Annotated in this window: 17 protein-coding genes; 5 read left to right on the top strand and 12 right to left on the bottom strand. The window is 66.8% G+C overall.

From position 1 onward, the window contains the following. Window positions 1-151 precede the first annotated feature (151 nt). Both JOF56_RS51490 and JOF56_RS51495 read left to right on the top strand, forming a co-directional pair. Window positions 152-3,487, top strand: coding sequence for a phosphodiester glycosidase family protein (locus JOF56_RS51490; protein WP_307855657.1), 3,336 nt, complete (start codon window positions 152-154; stop codon window positions 3,485-3,487). A gap of 94 nt (window positions 3,488-3,581) precedes the next feature. After that, on the top strand, window positions 3,582-4,619 hold the full coding sequence (locus JOF56_RS51495; protein ID WP_209646747.1) for a DUF3466 family protein: 1,038 nt from the start codon (window positions 3,582-3,584) through the stop codon (window positions 4,617-4,619). Here the strand turns inward: JOF56_RS51495 and pabB are convergent. The 3 genes from pabB to JOF56_RS51510 are packed head-to-tail and all read right to left on the bottom strand — an operon-like array spanning window position 4,616 to window position 7,676. Beyond that, window positions 4,616-5,947, bottom strand: a complete 1,332-nt coding sequence (pabB, locus tag JOF56_RS51500) for an aminodeoxychorismate synthase component I (RefSeq protein WP_307855658.1) — start codon at window positions 5,945-5,947, stop codon at window positions 4,616-4,618. The genes JOF56_RS51495 and pabB overlap by 4 nt on opposite strands. Window positions 5,948-5,951: 4 nt before the next feature. Then, window positions 5,952-6,125: a hypothetical protein gene (locus JOF56_RS51505; RefSeq protein ID WP_209649145.1), complete on the bottom strand. Its 174-nt coding sequence runs from the start codon at window positions 6,123-6,125 to the stop codon at window positions 5,952-5,954. 6 nt (window positions 6,126-6,131) lie between these two features. Beyond that, window positions 6,132-7,676, bottom strand: a complete 1,545-nt coding sequence (locus tag JOF56_RS51510; RefSeq protein WP_209646749.1) for an ABC transporter ATP-binding protein — start codon at window positions 7,674-7,676, stop codon at window positions 6,132-6,134. A 234-nt stretch (window positions 7,677-7,910) separates the two neighbouring features. On the opposite strand from JOF56_RS51510, the gene JOF56_RS51515 reads away from it, so the two are divergent. Further along, a complete protein-coding gene (locus JOF56_RS51515; protein WP_245378766.1) occupies window positions 7,911-9,293 on the top strand; it encodes a sensor histidine kinase in 1,383 nt (460 codons plus the stop codon). A gap of 57 nt (window positions 9,294-9,350) precedes the next feature. On the opposite strand, the gene JOF56_RS51520 is transcribed toward JOF56_RS51515, so the two are convergent. The 6 genes from JOF56_RS51520 to tnpB all read right to left on the bottom strand — a co-directional run bounded on the left by JOF56_RS51520 (window position 9,351) and on the right by tnpB (window position 14,698). Next, window positions 9,351-9,692, bottom strand: a complete 342-nt coding sequence (locus tag JOF56_RS51520) for an RNA polymerase-binding protein RbpA (RefSeq protein WP_209646750.1) — start codon at window positions 9,690-9,692, stop codon at window positions 9,351-9,353. 80 nt (window positions 9,693-9,772) lie between these two features. After that, a complete protein-coding gene (gene secG, locus JOF56_RS51525) occupies window positions 9,773-10,006 on the bottom strand; it encodes a preprotein translocase subunit SecG (RefSeq protein ID WP_033385845.1) in 234 nt (77 codons plus the stop codon). Between the two features lie 105 nt (window positions 10,007-10,111). Beyond that, window positions 10,112-10,897, bottom strand: a complete 786-nt coding sequence (gene tpiA / locus JOF56_RS51530) for a triose-phosphate isomerase (protein WP_209646751.1) — start codon at window positions 10,895-10,897, stop codon at window positions 10,112-10,114. A gap of 6 nt (window positions 10,898-10,903) precedes the next feature. Then, complete coding sequence (locus JOF56_RS51535; RefSeq protein ID WP_209646752.1) at window positions 10,904-12,100, bottom strand: phosphoglycerate kinase; 1,197 nt, start codon at window positions 12,098-12,100, stop codon at window positions 10,904-10,906. 9 nt (window positions 12,101-12,109) lie between these two features. Continuing rightward, complete coding sequence (gap, locus tag JOF56_RS51540; protein WP_209646753.1) at window positions 12,110-13,117, bottom strand: type I glyceraldehyde-3-phosphate dehydrogenase; 1,008 nt, start codon at window positions 13,115-13,117, stop codon at window positions 12,110-12,112. Between the two features lie 207 nt (window positions 13,118-13,324). Further along, window positions 13,325-14,698, bottom strand: coding sequence for an IS607 family element RNA-guided endonuclease TnpB (gene tnpB, locus JOF56_RS51545; RefSeq protein WP_209646754.1), 1,374 nt, complete (start codon window positions 14,696-14,698; stop codon window positions 13,325-13,327). Window positions 14,699-14,851: 153 nt separating this feature from the next. Here tnpB and JOF56_RS51550 point away from each other — a divergent pair, with 153 nt between their 5' ends. Further along, window positions 14,852-15,298: a Rieske (2Fe-2S) protein gene (locus JOF56_RS51550; protein WP_245378767.1), complete on the top strand. Its 447-nt coding sequence runs from the start codon at window positions 14,852-14,854 to the stop codon at window positions 15,296-15,298. Between the two features lie 182 nt (window positions 15,299-15,480). Here the strand turns inward: JOF56_RS51550 and JOF56_RS51555 are convergent, their stop codons facing one another. Both JOF56_RS51555 and JOF56_RS59215 read right to left on the bottom strand, forming a co-directional pair. Beyond that, window positions 15,481-15,666 (bottom strand): hypothetical protein, encoded by a 186-nt coding sequence (locus JOF56_RS51555; RefSeq protein WP_209646756.1) that lies wholly within the window; start codon window positions 15,664-15,666, stop codon window positions 15,481-15,483. A gap of 132 nt (window positions 15,667-15,798) precedes the next feature. Next, complete coding sequence (locus JOF56_RS59215) at window positions 15,799-16,050, bottom strand: hypothetical protein (protein WP_245381312.1); 252 nt, start codon at window positions 16,048-16,050, stop codon at window positions 15,799-15,801. 380 nt (window positions 16,051-16,430) lie between these two features. On the opposite strand from JOF56_RS59215, the gene JOF56_RS59225 reads away from it, so the two are divergent. Continuing rightward, window positions 16,431-16,772 (top strand): TetR-like C-terminal domain-containing protein, encoded by a 342-nt coding sequence (locus tag JOF56_RS59225; protein WP_245378768.1) that lies wholly within the window; start codon window positions 16,431-16,433, stop codon window positions 16,770-16,772. Between the two features lie 14 nt (window positions 16,773-16,786). Here JOF56_RS59225 and JOF56_RS51565 read toward each other — a convergent pair whose 3' ends face one another. Then, window positions 16,787-17,665 carry an LLM class F420-dependent oxidoreductase gene (locus tag JOF56_RS51565; protein WP_209646757.1) on the bottom strand — a complete coding sequence of 293 codons (879 nt, stop codon included), beginning with the start codon at window positions 17,663-17,665 and terminating at the stop codon, window positions 16,787-16,789. Between the last annotated feature and the right edge of the window lie 149 nt (window positions 17,666-17,814).

Below are 17,814 nucleotides of genomic sequence, written 5' to 3' on the forward strand. Positions count from 1 at the left end.
GGATCGTGTCAACCGGCCACTGCCAGTCATAGCGACGTCGAAAGCATTCACCCAAGTTTCCGCCGGACTACACCGAAAGGCGGTTGGCTGGGCAACTGATTACCGGGTTGGCTGTCATCTCGTAAAGTATTCACGGCCCGTGGGAGTCCCCGTGTCGCTTCGAAGAAGTGCCGCCGCCGTACCGCTGCTACTCGTGTTCGGGCTGGCGACCCCTGCAGTCGCCGACCCCGTCGTTGACCTGCCGGATGTCGCGTCGATCCGGTCCGCGGTCGATCCGGCCAAGCGGATAGAGACCTCCCGGACGAGCCGCCCGGTGGCGCCGGGCGTCACGCTGAACTCGTTCGACTGGTATGAGCCGGGTGACGCCGGAGGCTGGGTGCGTGGCGACTCGCTGACCGTGGACCTCGGCGCGGGCACGACTGTCGACTACCTGCACCCCGGGCAGGTCAGCAGCGCGCAGCCGCTGTCGGCCCAGGCGAGCGCGAAACGTGCGATCGCGGCGGTGAACGGGGACTTCTTCGACATCAACAACTCCAACGCCCCGGAAGGCGCGGGCATCCAGGCGGGCACCCTGGTCAAGTCGCCGAACACCGGGCACAACCGGGCGGTCGGGATCGACGCGGCCGGCATCGGCCGGGTCATGGAGGTCTTCTTCGACGGCACTCTCACGCTGCCCGCAGGAAGTGCCCGGCTGACCCAGCTCAACAGCGCGCGGATCGACGCCAACGGCATCGGCGTGTTCAACCCGATGTGGGGCACGTACTCGCGCGACCGTGGCACGCAAGGCGCTGCCCGCGTCGCCGAGACGGTCGTGGTGAACGACACTGTGACCGAAGTCCGGCCCAAGCCGGGCGCCGATCCGTTGCCCGCCAACGGTTACGCCCTGGTCGGCCGTGAGACCGGCGCGGACACGCTCGCCGCGTTGAAGCCTGGCGACAAGGTCAAGGTGGCGTACTCGTCGCGTACCAACGACGGCAGCGTGCCGAAGTCGTTGATCGGGGGCAACCAGCTGCTGATCCGCAACGGCCAGATCGTCGCGCCGGACGACCCGTTGCACCCGCGGACCGCGGTCGGATTCTCGGCCGACGGCAAGAAGATGTTCCTGCTGACCGTGGACGGCCGGCAGGCGCCGTACCTGCTGGGTCTCAACTTGAAGGACATGGCCACGATCCTCAAGGAGATGGGCGCGCACAACGCGTTGAACCTTGACGGCGGCGGGTCGTCGACCATGCTCGCGCGTGAGCCCGGCACGACCGAGCTCGATGTGGAGAACAAGCCGTCGGACGGCGGCGAACGTCCTGTCCCCAACGGACTCGCGTTCTACGCGCCCGCCGGAAGCGGGAAGCTCACTGGGTTCTGGGTGACCACGGCCAGCGACCCGGAGAAGACGCCTGGTGCCGGCACCATCCCCGGCGGACGCCCGGACCGCGTGTTCCCCGGCCTGACGCGGCAGCTGATCGCACACGGTTACGACGAGACTTTCGGCCCTGCGCAAGGAAAAGCGTCATGGCTGGCCCGTGGCAACGGCTGGATCCGCGAGGACGGCGTCTTCCACGCGACCAGGTCCGGCACAGCCACGGTGTCCGCCCGCAACGGCCGGATATCAGGAGACCTGGCGATGACCGTGCTCGGGCCGTTGACCCGGCTGTCGCCCACGACCTCACGGCTGAGCCTGGGCACCGAAGGCGCCACCGGCGACCTCGGCATTGTCGGATACGACAACGACGGGTTCACCGCACCCATCGAGCCCGCGGATCTCCGGCTGGACTACGACAGGTCGCTGCTGGACATCACCCCGGCCGCGGACGGCGGACTGCGGTTCAAGGCGATCAAACCGCTGGGTTCCGCCGTGGTCACCGCGACCGTCGGGCAGCTCTCGACCAAGATCGCGGTCACGGTCGGCCTGGAGGAGCGTAACTTCGCTGCCTTCGACGACGGCGCGTCGTGGACCTTCGGCTCAGCCAGGGGCACCGGCTCGGTCGCTCCTGTCCCCAATGGACAGAACGGAGCCGGGCTGAAGCTGTCCTACGACTTCTCGCTATCGACCGGGACACGCACCGCGTACGCGATTCCGCCCCAGCCGATCAAGCTCTCCGGCCAGCCGTTGGCTTTGGGCGCATGGGTTTACGGCAACGGCAAGGGTGAATGGACCGCGTTCACGGTGACCGACGGTCAAGGCCAGTCGCGGTCGCTGTACGGCCCGTACATCACGTGGACCGGATGGCGGTACCTGGAGATCGCCGTACCGACGGGGATGGCTTTCCCGTTGACGGTCAACAGGTTCTACACCATCGAGACCAAAGCGGACCGGCAGTACACCGGTGAGGTGCTGATCGACTCGTTCGTCGCCAAGGTCCCGCCGGACGTGGAGATCCCCGCCGAGGTCACAGTCCCAGATCCGTTTGTCGTGCCGACTGTACGTGACCGGCTGTGGCGGTTCGCGGTGATGTCCGACTCGCAGTTCGTGGCTCGCAACCCCGACAGCGACCTCGTCCGCTCCGCCCGCCGGACCCTGCGGGAGATCAAGGCCCAGAACCCGGACTTCCTGGTGATCAACGGCGACTTCGTCGACGAGGCCGCGCCCGCGGATCTCACGCTGGCACACCGGATTCTCAACGAGGAACTCGGTGACTCGCTGAAGTGGTACTACGTCCCGGGCAACCACGAGATCATGGGGCCGGGCACGATCGACAACTTCCGGCGGGAGTTCGGCACGACCAGCCGGACGTTCGACCACAAGGGCACCCGGTTCGTACTGCTCGACTCGTCCACCGGCACCATCCGCGGCGGCGGCTTCGACCAGACCGCGATGCTGCGCAACGCTCTGGACACCGCCAGACGCGACAAGTCGGTGAATTCCGTTGTGGTGATGGAACATCACCCGCCGCGCGATCCGAACCCGGCGAAGGGCAGCCAGCTCGGCGACCGGCTCGAAGCGTCCACTCTGGAGGGATGGCTCGCCGATTTCCGCGCCGGTACCGGCAAGGGCGCGGCCTTCATCGGCGCACACGTCGGCGTGTTCCACGCGTCCCGTGTGGACGGTGTGCCGTACTTGATCAATGGCAACTCCGCCAAGGCTCCTGGCGGTGACAGCACGCTCGGCGGCTTCACCGGCTGGAGCCTGCTCGGCGTCGACCCGCAGCGCGACAAGGACTGGCTCGCCGCAGAGATCCGCCCGCACGTCGACTCGCTCACCATCGAGGCACCGGCCGCCATCAGGGCGGGCGAGTCCGTCCAGGTCTCGGCATTCCTGATGCAGGGCACACGCAAGGTGCCGGTCTCGTATCCGGTCAGCCACGAGTGGTCCGGCTCCCCCAGCCTGCTCATCGGCGACTGGACCGAGTTGAAGCCATGGCACGTCGCCCGGCTCGACCCGGCGACGGGCGTCGTGACCGCGATCCGCCCGGCCACGTTCTCGTTGGGACTGACAGTGAACGGGGTGACACAACAAGCCACTGTCCAGGTAGCACTCAAGACGGCAGCATGACCATGTTGCCCTGAATGGGTCAGCGAAACTCCCGTGTTCGCTCGCTATGTTGACACCAAGGGTGGGTTCGGCTGAGGGAGCACGGGGGTTTCGTATGCTCAAACGCGTCGCAATGCTGGCCGGTACGGCCGCGCTGCTGGTGGGAATGGCCGCACCGGCGGCCGCCGTACCGGTCATCACCGAACTGCCGATGTTGCCCGGATCGACGCAGGCATCGGCCTTCGACATCAACGAGGCCGGCCAGAGCGTCGGTTACTCCGGTGACTACGCCGGCAATGTCCACGGTGTGCGCTGGAACGCCGACGGCAGCAAGACGGATCTCCTTCCGGTGCCAGGCGACCAGAACGCCCGCGCACTCGGGATCAACAATGCCGGGGTCGCCGTCGGCGCGTCGGGCAGCAAAGCCATCCGGTGGAACGCCGACGGCACCATCGCCATCCTCGCGTCCGTGCCTGGATATGACGAGGCCCTGGCCTTCGATATCAACGATGCCGGTGCCGTGGTCGGCAATGTGTACAAACTGTTCTCCGGACAGGATCTCGCCGTCCGGTGGAATCCGCGCAGGTACCTGCCGTACCCGCACAAGGCGTCGGACGTCATCCGTCCGGCAGCCGAGAAACTCCTGCCGCTGCGGGACGATGCGTACAGCTGGGCCAATGACATCAACGAGGACGGTGTGGTCGTCGGTCGCTCGATCAGCGCGCAGTACCAGGACCACGCCGTCAAGTGGGGCAAGGATGGCGTGGCCGTCGCGTTGCCCGCAGTGCCCGGTGCTTTCTCAAGCGAAGCCCGTGGCATCAACAAACAGGGGGTGATCGTGGGCTATGCGCAAATGGACAGCACGATCGCGACCCGGGTCGCTGTCCGGTGGAACCTCGACGGCACTGTGACCAACCTCGGCACGTTGCCCGGCAGGCCGTACGGCGACGCCTACAACGTCAATGACAACGGCCTGATCGTCGGGCGTTCCGAGGGCGCGAACGGCTACATACCCGTGCAGTGGACGCCGAACGGCTCAATCAGCGAGCTGGGCATGTTGCCGCAGGACAACGACGGCCAGGCACGCGCCTCGAACACCAAGGGCGTGATCGTCGGCGAATCCGGTGGCATCCACTCGGTTCGCTGGAACTAGCGCTCTGGGAATCCGGCGCCGAGGACCGAGAGCATCGCCGTGGCTTTCACGACGGTCTCCTCGAACTCGGCGCCGGGTTCGGACGGGTCGATGATGGCGCCGCCCACGCCGAAGGCCGCCGCACCGGGACGCACCACCAAAGTCCTGATCACGATCGACAGGTCGATGTCCCCGGACAGTGAGAAGTACCCGAGCGCTCCGGAGTAGACGCCACGAGGGCCGCGTTCCAGCGCGTCGATGATCTCCATCGTGCGGATCTTCGGCGCGCCGGTCATCGATCCGCCGGGGAACGCGGCCTGCACGCAACGCACCGGCGATACCTCGGGCCGCAGCCGGGCCTGGACTGTACTGACCAGTTGGTGCACGGTCGCATACGTCTCCACCTCGAAGATCGCGGGCACCCGCACCGATCCCACCACCGCGCACCGGCTGAGGTCGTTGCGCACGAGATCGACGATCATCAGGTTCTCGGCGCGGTCCTTCTCGTTGGTCGCGAGGTCTTTCAGCAGTTCGGTGTCCTCTTCGGCGGTCCTGCCGCGCGGCCGGGTGCCTTTGATGGGCCGGGATTCCACCTTTCGGTCAGCCTGAATCCGCAAGAACCGTTCGGGCGACGAACTGAGCACCGCCATATCGCCCAGCCGTAAATAGGCGCCATATGGTGCCGGGCTTTGACGGCGTAACAACCGGTACGCCTGCCACGGGTCAAGATCTACTTCTGCCGACACCATGTTGGTCAGGCAGACCTCGTAGCTTTCGCCGCGCCGGATCGCGTCCTGGCAGTGCTCGATCATCGCCATGTACTCGGCACGGCTGTGCCTCGCGCGGACCGACGAGGCTTGAGCCGGAACCACCAGGCCTGGCGAAGGCAAGTCCTCAAGTAAGGCCGAGGTCTGCGTGATCCAGGACGAATCCTCCGAGATCAGGTACACCGCCGATGTCACATGGTCGAACACGATCGCACTGCCGACGTACATCAGCACGGCGTCGGGATCGGGCGACGAGAAGGCCCGCGAGCCACCGCACTCGGCCTTCAGTTCGTAGCCGAGGTAACCGACCCAGCCGAGCGTGAAGCCGAACGGCACATCGGGCACCTCGACGACAGAGAGCTCACCTGCGAGCCAGTCGAAGAAGCCGCCGCCGACGACGTGTGAATCGACCTCGACCCGGTCCGGCCAGGCGCGGGCGACCCGGGACGCCTCGCCCATGAACGAGAACTGCCCGCCCGCCGCGCTGTCCAGCCAGAAGGCGTACGCGGAGTCCCGGTAGAGGGCGTTGAACACCACCTCGGGGCAGACCGCGATATCCAGCCTGCTCACCGCGATGCTCACCCGGTCATTGTTCAACAACCTCCGGGACAAGCAGCTGTGATGCCGCCAACTCCTGGTACAGGGGTGAACCCGCCAGCAGCTCGTCATGTGTCCCGGTCGCCGCGACTTTTCCACGCTCGAGCAGGACAATCCGGTCGGCCGAGACCACGGTCGAGAGGCGGTGCGCGATCAGCAGCACTGTGCATCACTCCGACGCCTTCTCGATCGCCTCGCGCAGAGCCATCTCGTTGCGGGCGTCGAGCTGTGAGGTCGCCTCGTCCATCAACAGCACCTGCGGCTTACGCAACAGCGCGCGGGCGATCGCCAATCGCTGGCGTTCGCCACCGGACAACGCCAGGCCGCGTGTGCCGACCATGGTGTTGATGCCGTCCGGGAGGCGCTCGACGAGTTCCGTCAGCCTGGTCAGCTCGAGGACCTCGGTGATCTCGGCGTCGGTGGCATCCGGCGCGGCGTACCGGAGGTTGCTTTCGATCGTGCCGGACAGCGCGGGCGCGTCCTGCTCGACGTAGCCGATCCGACGACGGACCTCCGCGCGCGGCATCTGGGCGATGTCCACGCCGCCGAGCTCGATCCGGCCGCTTGCCGGTTCGTAGAAGCGCTGGAGCAGGGCGAAAAGTGTGGTCTTGCCCGCCCCGGACGGCCCGACGATGGCGGTCCGGCCACCTGCGGGCGCCGAGAAGCTGACGCCGTCGAGTGCCGGTGATCGGCCCGTGTACTGGAATTTCACGTTGAGCAGTGACACCGCGGGCGCCGATTCGCTGGTGAGGGCGGTGACCGGCTGGTCGACGTCCAGCTCGACCGCCAACTCCTCGACCTCCTGGATCCGGCGGACCGCGCCGAGGCCCTGCTGCAACGTCGTGGAGCCCTGGACCAGCTCGGACAGCGGCTCGGTCAGGTAGAACACGGTCAGCAGGAACGCGATCAGCGTGGACAACTCCAGCGATCCCGTGGCCGCCCAGACCCCGCCCGCGCCGAGGACCAGCAGGAACGGCACGGTGAACGCCAGCGTCATGATGCCGCCGACCATGCCGTTGTACCGGGCGCCGAGGAACCCGGCGTGCATCGCCTTGCGCGCGGCCTCCGTGACCGCCTTCTCCTCACGCTGCTCGGCGCCGCTCGCCTTGACCGTCCGGGCCGCGCCCAGGGCCCGGTCCAGTCCTGCGCCGACCTCACCGACGGCTTCCTGCGCCTTGGTGATGACCCGGCGGATCTTCGGCAGCAACACGCCCACGACAACGCCGACCGTCGCCAGCGACAGGATGGTCATCCCGGCGAGCCTGGCGTCCAGCACGAACATCACCACGACGGCGCCGACCCCGCCCGCGGTGCCTTTGACGATGCTGATCAGGGCGGTTGTCGTGGCGCTCTGCAGGAGCGTGCTGTCCGACGTCACCCGTGCGGTCAGGTCGCCGGGCGCCTTCATGTCCAGTTCCGGTATCCGCAGCCGGAGCAGCCGGGCGATCAGCATCCGGCGCACCGAGAACACGATCTTCTCGGCCGTGCGGTCCAGCAAGTACGTGTAGGCCGCCGCGAGCAGCGCGCTGACCACCAGCAACACCGACAGCACCGTCACCGGGCCGGTCAGCGACTGATCATCGGCCAGTGCGTCCATCACCGCCTTCGTCGCCAGCGGCTGGGCCAGACCGCTCGCCGCGGAGGCGAGCGCGATCACCAGCCCGACCGTCAGCGCGATCCAGTGACTACGGGCGTATCCGAGCAATGTCCCCACGTGACGATCATCTCGCCCGATTTGCGCACTGCCATCGGTTCAGCGGTTGATTTTCCGGTCCGACCTTGGACGGACACCACACCGTGGGCCGTCCGCGCTACCGACGTTCGTCCATCAAGAATGTGCGTTCGCACATTCCTTGCCGACCGGGCGTCCGCGTTCGAGGATCGGACTGTCTTTAGATGGTGACGGAGGGCGTACACCCCACGCCGCTTCGTCAGAAAGGCCGAGCCAATGCCAAGACAGAGACACCGGCCGGCCGAGGAGCATGGCGGGGCCACGAGCCCGAGCGATGTTCCCCGGCAACGAGACGGCGGCTCCCCCATGCGGTCACCGGCGACCGGGGGCAGCGCACTGCAACTGCCGATCCATGAGGACACGCAGGCCAAACCAAGGGGTTCCACGGTGGTCACGCACACTTTGACAGCCGGGCATGCGGGGGAAGTGACCCACCAGGTCACGCGCGCCCGAAATCCATACGCCAGCCTTGACCGGTTCCGCAAGATCCACCGGCATCCGGTGGCGAAGGGGATCGCGCTGGACGCGCTCGCGGTGATCGTCGCCGTGCTGGACGTCTGGCTGGTCATCCCTGAGAAAGCCCAGCCCTACTCGATTGTGCTCTCCGGAGTCGCCTGCACCGCGATGGTGCTGCGCAGACGGTTCCCCTTCTTAGCCGTCCTGATCACCGTGCCCGGTTTCCTGGCCGGGTGGGCCCAGCTGGCCGCGATGATCGCCCTCGGCACATTGGCCGCACGCAAGCTCTGGATGTGGCAGACCATGCTCGCCGGAGCACTCGTCTGGCTCAGCCGGTACGTGACGTGGCCGCTGAGCGACTTCGTCGAGCTGAGCTGGCGCAAGCACGTGCTCAACGGCATGTACGGCATCCTGGTCGCGGGCATGCCGATCGCGATCGGCCTGCTGCTGGCGCTGCGCAAACAACTGTCCGCCCGGCTCGTCGAACTGGCCGAGAGCCGGGAACGCGAGCAGCAGCTGCACGAACAGACCATCCGCGCCGCCGAACGAGCGAGCCTGGCCCGCGAGATGCACGACGTGGTGTCCCACCAGGTCACCCTGATCGCGATGCAGGCAGGCGCGCTGGCAGTGTCGGCGCACGACGAGGAATCCCGCCAGGGCGCCAACACGATCAGACAGCTGAGCAAGCGCACCCTGGACGAACTGCGTGACCTGGTCGGTGTGCTGCGCTCCGGCGCCGTCGACGACGGCGTGCACCCCGGCCTGGAAGAACTGACCCAGCTGCTGCGCAACTCCGAGGTGCCGGTCGAACTGGCCGAGCAGGTGGTGCCGGACTCCGTGCCGCCGGCGGTGTCGCGGGCGGCCTACCGGACCGTCCAGGAAGCACTGACCAACATCCACAAGCACTCGGGCGGGGCGAAGGCGGTCATCCGGCTGTTCCCCTGCGGCTCCGCGCTGATCGTGGAGATCGTCAACGCCCAGCCGGACCTCAACTCCGCCAGCCTGTCCGGGCGGCTGCCCTCCGGCGGGCACGGCCTGCTGGGCGTCCGGGAACGCGCGGTACTGCTGGGTGGCACCTTCCACGCCGGGCACACCCCCGAGGGCGGATTCCGGGTCTGCGTGACTTATCCCTTGGAATCCTGAACACAGCCGTAACCCTCGTGAGTGCTCGCACTCACGAGGGTTACAACTTCTGGTTTGTCAGCCCTCGCGCTGGGCGCGGAGCTTGGCCAGCGCCTCGGCGAGAATGGCCTCGCCGTCAGCGTCCGACCTGCGCTCCTTCACATACGCGAGGTGCGTCTTGTACGGCTCGTTCCGGGGCGCGTTGGGCGGTGCCTTCTCATCGCGGCCGCCAGGCAGACCGCAGCGTGGGCAGTCCCACGACTCCGGCTCCTCTGCGTCGACCGCGAACGACGGACGGGACTCATGCCCGTTCGCACACCAGTAGGACACGCGGCGACGCGGAGCGGACTCACCGCGCTCCGACTCGCCCATCGGTCCAGCACCGACCCGGGTACCCCGAATCGCGTTTCCACCAGCCATCGACCCTCACACCCCCATCACATGGCAACTGCGAAATGTCTGATCACGCCGAACATTCGACATCCCCAGATTCCGCCTGCTCACGCGATCTTGATCAGCAACCCGAGCCCGATGATGCAGATCAGCCAGATCACGCCGACCACCAGAGTCGCCCGGTCGAGGTTCTTCTCGACCACACTGGAGCCCGACAGACTCGACTGCATTCCGCCACCGAACAGGGAGGACAAACCACCACCACGGCCCCGGTGCAGTAGCACCAGGAGAATCAGCAGCACGCTCGTGGCGATCAAACCGATTTGCAGAGCCAGTTCCATTTCATCCTCGCTGTCGCACGGCAGGACTCACAGGTTACCTCGTACGTGTCTCCCGTTGACCACGGGCCGTACAAATGCACAACAGTTGCGTGACAGAAACAATCCTCACACAAACGGCCCGCCGGCCGCCATTGCCGACAGCTTCGTGAACTCCTCGCCGTCCAGGCTGGCACCGCCGACCAGGGCTCCGTCGATGTCCGACATCGCCATCAGATCGGAGACGTTGCCGGACTTCACCGAGCCGCCGTAAAGCACACGGACAGTGTTCGCCACCTCGGCACCGTACTTCTCGTCCAGCTTCTTGCGGATGGCGCCGCAGACCTCCTGTGCGTCCTGCGGTGTGGCGACCTTACCGGTGCCGATCGCCCAGACGGGCTCGTAGGCGACGACCACTCCTGCCACCTGCTCGGCCTTCAGGCCTTTCAGGTTGGCCACGAGCTGCTCGGTGACGTGCTCGACCTGGCCGCCTGCCTCGCGCACCTCGAGCTTCTCGCCGACGCACAGGATGGGGGTGATCCCGTGCTTCAGCGCCGCCTTGACCTTCTTGTTGATCAGCTCGTCGCTCTCCAGGTGGTACTCGCGGCGCTCGCTGTGGCCGACCACCACGTAGTGGCAGCCGAGCTTGCTCAGCATCAGGCCGGAGATGTCACCGGTGTAGGCGCCCGAATCGACCGGGGACAGGTCCTGGGCGCCATACTTGATCTTGAGCTTGTCCCCTTCGATCACGTTCTGCACGGCGCGGATCGCGGTGAACGGCGGCAGGACGGCCACTTCCACCTTGGCGTAGTACTTCTCCGGCAGTGAGAAAGCGATCTTCTGCACCAGCGCGATGGCCTCGAGGTGGTTGAGGTTCATCTTCCAGTTGCCGGCGATCAGCGGCGTGCGGGCCATGTGTGCTCAGTCCTCCAAGACCAGGACACCGGGCAGTTCTTTGCCCTCAAGGAACTCCAGCGACGCGCCGCCGCCGGTCGAGATGTGGGAGAAGCCGTCCTCGGGCAGGCCGAGCTGACGTACCGCGGCCGCGGAGTCGCCACCGCCGACGACGCTGAACGCGTCGCTGTCCACCAGCGCCTGGGCAACCGCCCTGGTGCCGCCGGAGAACGCCTCGAACTCGAACACGCCCATCGGGCCGTTCCAGAACACGGTCTTCGCGTCGGCCAGCTTGCTCGCGAACAGCTCGCGGGTCTCCGGGCCGATGTCCAGGCCCTGCCGGTCGGCCGGGATCCCGGTGGCGGGCACGACCTCGTGCGGGGCGTCCGGGCCGAACTCGGTCGCGGCCAGCACGTCCACCGGCAGCACGAGCTCCACGCCGCGCTTCTCGGCCTCGGTGAGGAAACCACTGACCTGGTCGAGCTGGTCTTCCTGCAGCAGCGACTGACCGACCTCGTGGCCCTGAGCCTTGAGGAACGTGTACGCCATGCCGCCGCCGATGAGCAGCCGGTCGACCTTGGTCAGCAGGTTGGCGATGACACCGAGCTTGTCGGAGACCTTCGCGCCACCAAGTACGACTACATACGGGCGTTCAGTGTCTTCTGTGAGCTTGCGCAGCACGTCGACCTCGGCGAGCACAAGCCCACCCGCGTAGTGAGGGAGACGCTTGGCGACGTCGTAGACCGACGCCTGCTTGCGGTGCACAACGCCGAAGCCGTCGGACACGAACGCCGTCACAAGTCCCGCAAGCTCGTCGGCGAGCGCGCCGCGCTCAGCCTCGTCCTTGCTTGTCTCGCGCGCGTCGAACCGGATGTTCTCCAGCAGGGCGACTTCGCCGTCCCGCAGGGATTCCACGGCCGACTTCGCGGACTCGCCGGTGACGTCCTCGGCCAGCTTGACGTCCTGGCCGAGCAGCTCGCCCAGTCGCTTGGCGACCGGCTTGAGCGAGAACTTGGGGTCCGGTGCGCCCTTCGGGCGGCCCAGGTGGGCAGCGATCACCACGCGCGCACCCGCGCCGGTGAGCTGCTGGATGGTGGGCAGCGACGCACGCACACGGCCGTCGTCGGTGATCGTCTCGCCGTCCAGGGGCACGTTCAGGTCGGCGCGTACCAGCACGCGCCGACCTGCCACACCCTCGGCCAGCAAATCAGCCAGGGTCTTCATCGTGTTGTCTCAGCCCAGCTTCGAGGCCACCAGGGTGACCAGGTCGGCGAGGCGGTTGGAGTAACCCCACTCGTTGTCGTACCAGCCGTACACCTTGACCTGGTTGCCGATGACCTTGGTGATCGGGGCGTCGTAGATGCACGACGCCGGGTCGGTCACGATGTCCGCCGACACGATCGGGTCGGTGCTGTACCGCAGGATGCCCTTGAGCTTGCCCTCCGCGGCCTCGCGGTACGCGGCGTTGACCTCGTCGACCGTGACCTCCCGGCCGAGGTCCACCGTGAGGTCGGTGATCGAGCCGGTCGGCACCGGGACACGCAGCGAGTAGCCGTCCAGCTTGCCGTTGAGCTCCGGCAGGACCAGGCCGATGGCCTTGGCGGCGCCGGTCGACGTCGGGACGACGTTCAGCGCGGCGGCACGAGCGCGGCGGAGATCCTTGTGCGGGCCGTCCTGCAGGTTCTGGTCCTGCGTGTACGCGTGGATCGTGGTCATCAGGCCCTTCTCGATGGTGAACGCATCGTGGAGGACCTTGGCCAGCGGGGCCAGGCAGTTGGTGGTGCAGGAGGCGTTGGAGATGATCGTCTGCGAGCCGTCGTACTTGTCCTCGTTGGCACCGATCACCACGGTCAGGTCCTCGCCCTTGGCCGGGGCGGAGATGATGACCTTCTTGGCGCCACCCTCGTCGACGTGCTTGCGGGCGTCGGCGGCGTTGGTGAAGAAGCCGGTGGACTCGACCACGACGTCCACGCCGAGGTCCTTCCAGGGCAGCTTGCCCGGGTCGCGCTCGGCCAGCGCCTTGATGGTCTTGCCGCCGACCACGATGCCCTCGTCGGAGACGGTGACCTCGTCGGTCAGCCGGCCCAGGACGCTGTCGTACTTGAGAAGGTGGGCCATGGTGGCCACGTCGCCCAGGTCGTTGAACGCCACGATCTCGATGTCGTGGCCGCTCGCCTGAACGGCGCGCCAGAAGTTCCGGCCGATCCGACCGAAGCCGTTGACACCTACTCGGACCGTCACGGTGCGCTCCTCTGTTCGTGCTGTACAGGAATGTCGGGCCGGCCCAGCCTACTTCCCTGGTCATGGCGCCGATGCCATAGTGCCGACCAGGTCACTTTATCGAATCAGAACACGGATGGTTGAACCGGATCGGAACTCGGAGCGTGATCTCCGGTTACCGGACGCCTACCGTTACTTGAAGTGTGAGCGAATGTGAGTTCGTTGTGTTCAAGCAGTCGTCACCTTGCGGTGGCGGCGTTGGCCCGATCTGGGTGGGTCGGGTCTTCCCGTGGCGGTACCCGTTGCCCACACAGTGTGGGTCTGACGTGGGTTTCCATCGGGCTCGTTTCGTGTCGCCCCGCAACTCGGGGAGGACATGCCGCCGGTGGCCTCGTTCACAAGCCGGGCGAGGTTGCGGGCGGCGTTGAGGTCACGATCCAGCGCGAGTCCACACTGGTCGCAGTGATAGATCCGTTCCGACAGACGCAGTTTGGTTTTCACCGCGCCACACGCCGAACAGGTTTTCGACGACGGGTACCAGCGATCCGCGAGGTGCACCCGGCTATCAGCCCATCCCGCCTTGTACTCCAACTGGCGGCGGAACTCGCCCATGCCCAGACCGGCGACGTGCCGGGCCAGTCGCCGATTCCGCAGCATCCCCGCGACGTTGAGATCCTCCACCACAACCGTGCCGTGCGTTCTCACCAGGCGGGTGGACAGTTTGTGCAGGCCGTCCCGGCGGGCATTGGCCACAGCGGTGTGCAGCGTGGTGATACGGGCCTGGGTACGCAGCCACCGCCGCGAAGGTCGCTGCCGGGTACGGCGGTCAGGACCGGTACGGCGTGCGGCTTGGCGTTGCAAGCGCCGCAACTCGCACAGCGCTACCTCGAGGTGGCGCGGGTTGGCGATGACCTCACCAGTGGACAGCACCGCCAGAGATTTCACGCCAAGGTCGACGCCCACCACCGACGCCGGCCGGGTCGGTGGCGGGTCGGTCCGGTCGATCTCCACGGAGAAGGAGCAGAACCAGCGCCCGCCCCGGTAGGAGACCGTGGCCGAGCGGATGCGGGCGGTGCCGCGCTCGACATGCCGGGCCAGCTTGCGGGTCGACTCGTGCGTGCGCACCGTGCCGATCCGAGGCAGCCGCACATGTCTGCGGTCACCGTCGACCAAGCCGAAGCTGCCGGTGGTGAACCGGCACGAGATCGCCTGCCGTTTGCCCTTGAACCGAGGAAACCTGACCTTCGGCCCACGCCGGGCACCGGTGCGCGAGGCGTTCCAATTGCTCAACGCGGTCGCCAGGTTGGCCACACCGGACGCATAGGCCTCTTTCGAGTTCTCGCCCCACCACGGCGCGATGGTGTTCTTGGCCTGGTTCCACAGCTTCCGCAAACCATAGGCAGACCACGACACGCTCGGCGTCAGTTCGGTTTCCGGGATGCCGTAAGAGGCTTCGGCCGTCCGCTGGTTCATCACCGCGGTCACCAACGCCAAACCCCAGTTGAACGCGTATCGCTGTGCACCACAATGCGACCGCAACTCGGCCGCCTGCACAGGCGTCGGGTCCAGTGCGAACCGGAATGCCCGGATCACCACACCCATCCCGGAAACACCCCCTCACTCGACCGACAGTCAGGCTATCGAACGGATGTTCACCCGCCACGGCGACACGCCACACCACCACAACTCACCAACGCACACATCCACTCACACTCCAACGAACAGTTGCCAACCCCCACCGCAGGAGGCATCGTCTTGCCAGATCCAACACGCCGCACAGTTGTGTGCGGCCTGCTAGCCGGTCTGGTCGCACCGGTTTCGCTCGCCGCCTGCTCGTCTGGGACACCCGCCGCAGGCAGCCCACCAGCGGGTTCCGCCGGCAACACCCCGGCAGGCGGCGGCTCCAGCGGCACCGCGCTGGCCAAACTCGCCGATGTCCCCGTCGGCAGCGGCGCGATCGTCACGGGCCCGTCAGGCAAGGTCCTGCTCGTACGGCCCTCGGAGAACGAGGTCAAAGGCCTCGACCCGGTCTGCCCCCACGCAGGCGTGACAGTGGCCAAGCCCGAAGGCGGCACAATCACGTGCCCAGGCCACGGCAGCGTCTTCGACGCGAAGACCGGCGCTATGAAGAAGGGCCCGGCCACCTCAGGCCTGACCCCGATCCCGGTGAAGATCAGCGGCGACTCGATCGTGACCGCGTAGGAAGGAATCGACGGCCCGCCGGAACTCGGCGGGCCGCTCGATCCACGGGTAGTGACCCGCACTGCTCGATCATCACGAGCTCGCAGTTCGCGAACAGCTTCGCCAACGCCTTGACAGGCCGGACGCCCGTCAGGCAGTCCTGCGCGCCCGCGACCACCAGAGTAACCAGGTATGCCCCACCTTTACGCATTCCAGTCGGCCGCGAAGCGCCACCACGCGGGCGGTGACGGCCCGACGATCTTGGACGTGGGCTGCGCCGGATGCAAACCCAACCGCCACAAGGCATCCGCGCTCAGACTGATGCCCACCCAGCAACCATCGGGACCGCACATCAGGTCGATCCGGATTTCCTCACCCCTGATCGGCATCCAGTCGATGCCGCGTTCCGCCAGTCAGGCCCGGACTGCCGCCATCGGCCGGGGCGCTCCCTTGACGTTCCGGTAAACCGCAATCCGTACCCATTCCATGCGGGGCAGGGTAGCGCGTGCGCTCTGCCTCCCCTATCGGTTTTCCACCGCATGAGAACCGGCGATGAAGTCGCGGAACGAGCGAGCCGACCGTCCGGTGATGTCGGGAACCGCGCTGGTGACCCGATCCTCGCCGCCTTGCCGGATGCCATCGTCAAGGCTGGCAAGGATTTCGGCGAACGGCGCGGGCACACCGGCGTGGACAAGCCGGGTGGCGAATTCCGCTGCGCTGACAGGATTGGCGCACCGGCTGACCGGTAACCTCGCTGATGATGGCCGCGGCATCGGAGTAGCTGAGCGCCTCGGGTCCAGTCAGGACATGCTCTGTGTTGTGTGGCACGGAATCCAGCAAGGCCTGGGTAGCGACGGCGGCTATGTCGGTGGCGTCGATAAAGGCCACTCGCCCCGACCCTGTCGCGGTGACTATTTCACCGTTGGCGCGGATTCCTTCAGCGACAACATGTTCACCAACGAAGTTCTGCATGAACCAGGATGGCCGCAGCACCGTCCACTCCGGCATGATCGTACGCACCAACCCGTGCAGAGCGCCCAAACCTGAGCCCTCAGCGACCGCCGACGAGCTCAGCAGCACCACTCGCCGAACCCCGGAACTCCTTGCCTGTCGCAGGAAAGGCTCGACGACAGGCGCAGGATCGGCGACCCCGATGGGACAGGCGAACCTGCGAGCGATCCACGAGTGGCTGACCCACCCGAGGATCGCGACGATCCTGCCCGACCTGACCGCCGAGGCAGTCCGGAATCCGGCGCTGGCCAACGCGATCGAGACCACCATCGGCCGCCCCAGGCGAGCGTTCGGCGCGGCCACCCTGCAGCGCGCGATCGATCGGGGCGAACTGTCCGGCGAGGTGAACATCGAGCTCGCGCTCGACCTGATCGCCGCGCCGGTCTACTGGCGACTGGGCGTCCGCCACGTCGCCATCGATCCGGGCTACCTCGACGATCTCGCCGAGCACCTGCTACGCGCGCTGCGCAGCAGGACGGGGTGACCTCATCAGTCCTCTCAGGACAGTTCGGCGAGCCGGGTGACGGCTGAGCCGGCGTGCTGCTCGATCCATTGGGAGGCACGGCCTACGGGCGGCACCAGAGTCACGGTGTCGATGCCGAGCTTCGCGTAGGTGGCCATGTCCTCGGTGAACGCGTCGAGTCCCGCGTCGCTCAAGGCGGTGCCCTGACCGGTGACAGTCTTGTGGATCTCGTTGTAGTCACGGCCAACGTCTTCGCAATGCCGGCGCAGGATGTCGAGTTTGCGGCCGATCTCCTCAGGCCCGAGAGCCGCGAACAGGTTGCAGGCGTCGCCGTACTGCGCCACCAGACGCAGCGTCTTCCGCTCGCCGCCCCCACCGATCATGATCTCCGGCCGGGGCGAACTCACCGGCGGCGGCACACACAGAGTCTCGGCCAACTGGTAGTGCATGCCCTCGTACGGGCCGTTGTTGTCCGGGTCCCACATCTGCAGGCAGATCTGCAGCGTCTCCTCAAGACGCTCGAACCGTTCAGCCGTCGCCGGATAGGGAACACCAAGACCATGGTGCTCCCGGTCGTACCACGCGGCGCCAAGCCCAAGGATCGCCCGCCCACCCGACAACACATCAAGCGTCGTCGCGATCTTCGCCAACAGACCAGGATGCCGATAGGTCACGCCGGTCACCAGGGCACCCAGCCGCGCAGTCGACGTGTGCGCGGCAAGGAAGCTCAGCGCGGAGTACGCCTCCAGCATGCCCGCTTCCGCACCGCCGTTGCGCTCCATCTGGAAGAAATGGTCCATCACCGAGATCCAACCGACCCCGGCCGCCTCCGCAGCCACCGCGGCAGCAGCCAGCTCGGCCCCTATCTCGCCGGCCGGCTCGTCGAACTTCGTGATATGGACGCCAAGTCGCACGATGAATCGCCTCTCTCTGTTTCCCGGGCGACGCTATCGGCTGGAGCGCGCTCCAGGTCAACCTCCGCGCCCAGGCAACTTCCCGCAACTCGGAACCGGACACAGCCGAGCAAACGGTCCAAGACGGCGAGCGCGGCATCACGCCGGTA

This window comes from Kibdelosporangium banguiense (assembly GCF_017876405.1).
GTDB classification, from domain to species: Bacteria; Actinomycetota; Actinomycetes; order Mycobacteriales; family Pseudonocardiaceae; genus Kibdelosporangium; species Kibdelosporangium banguiense.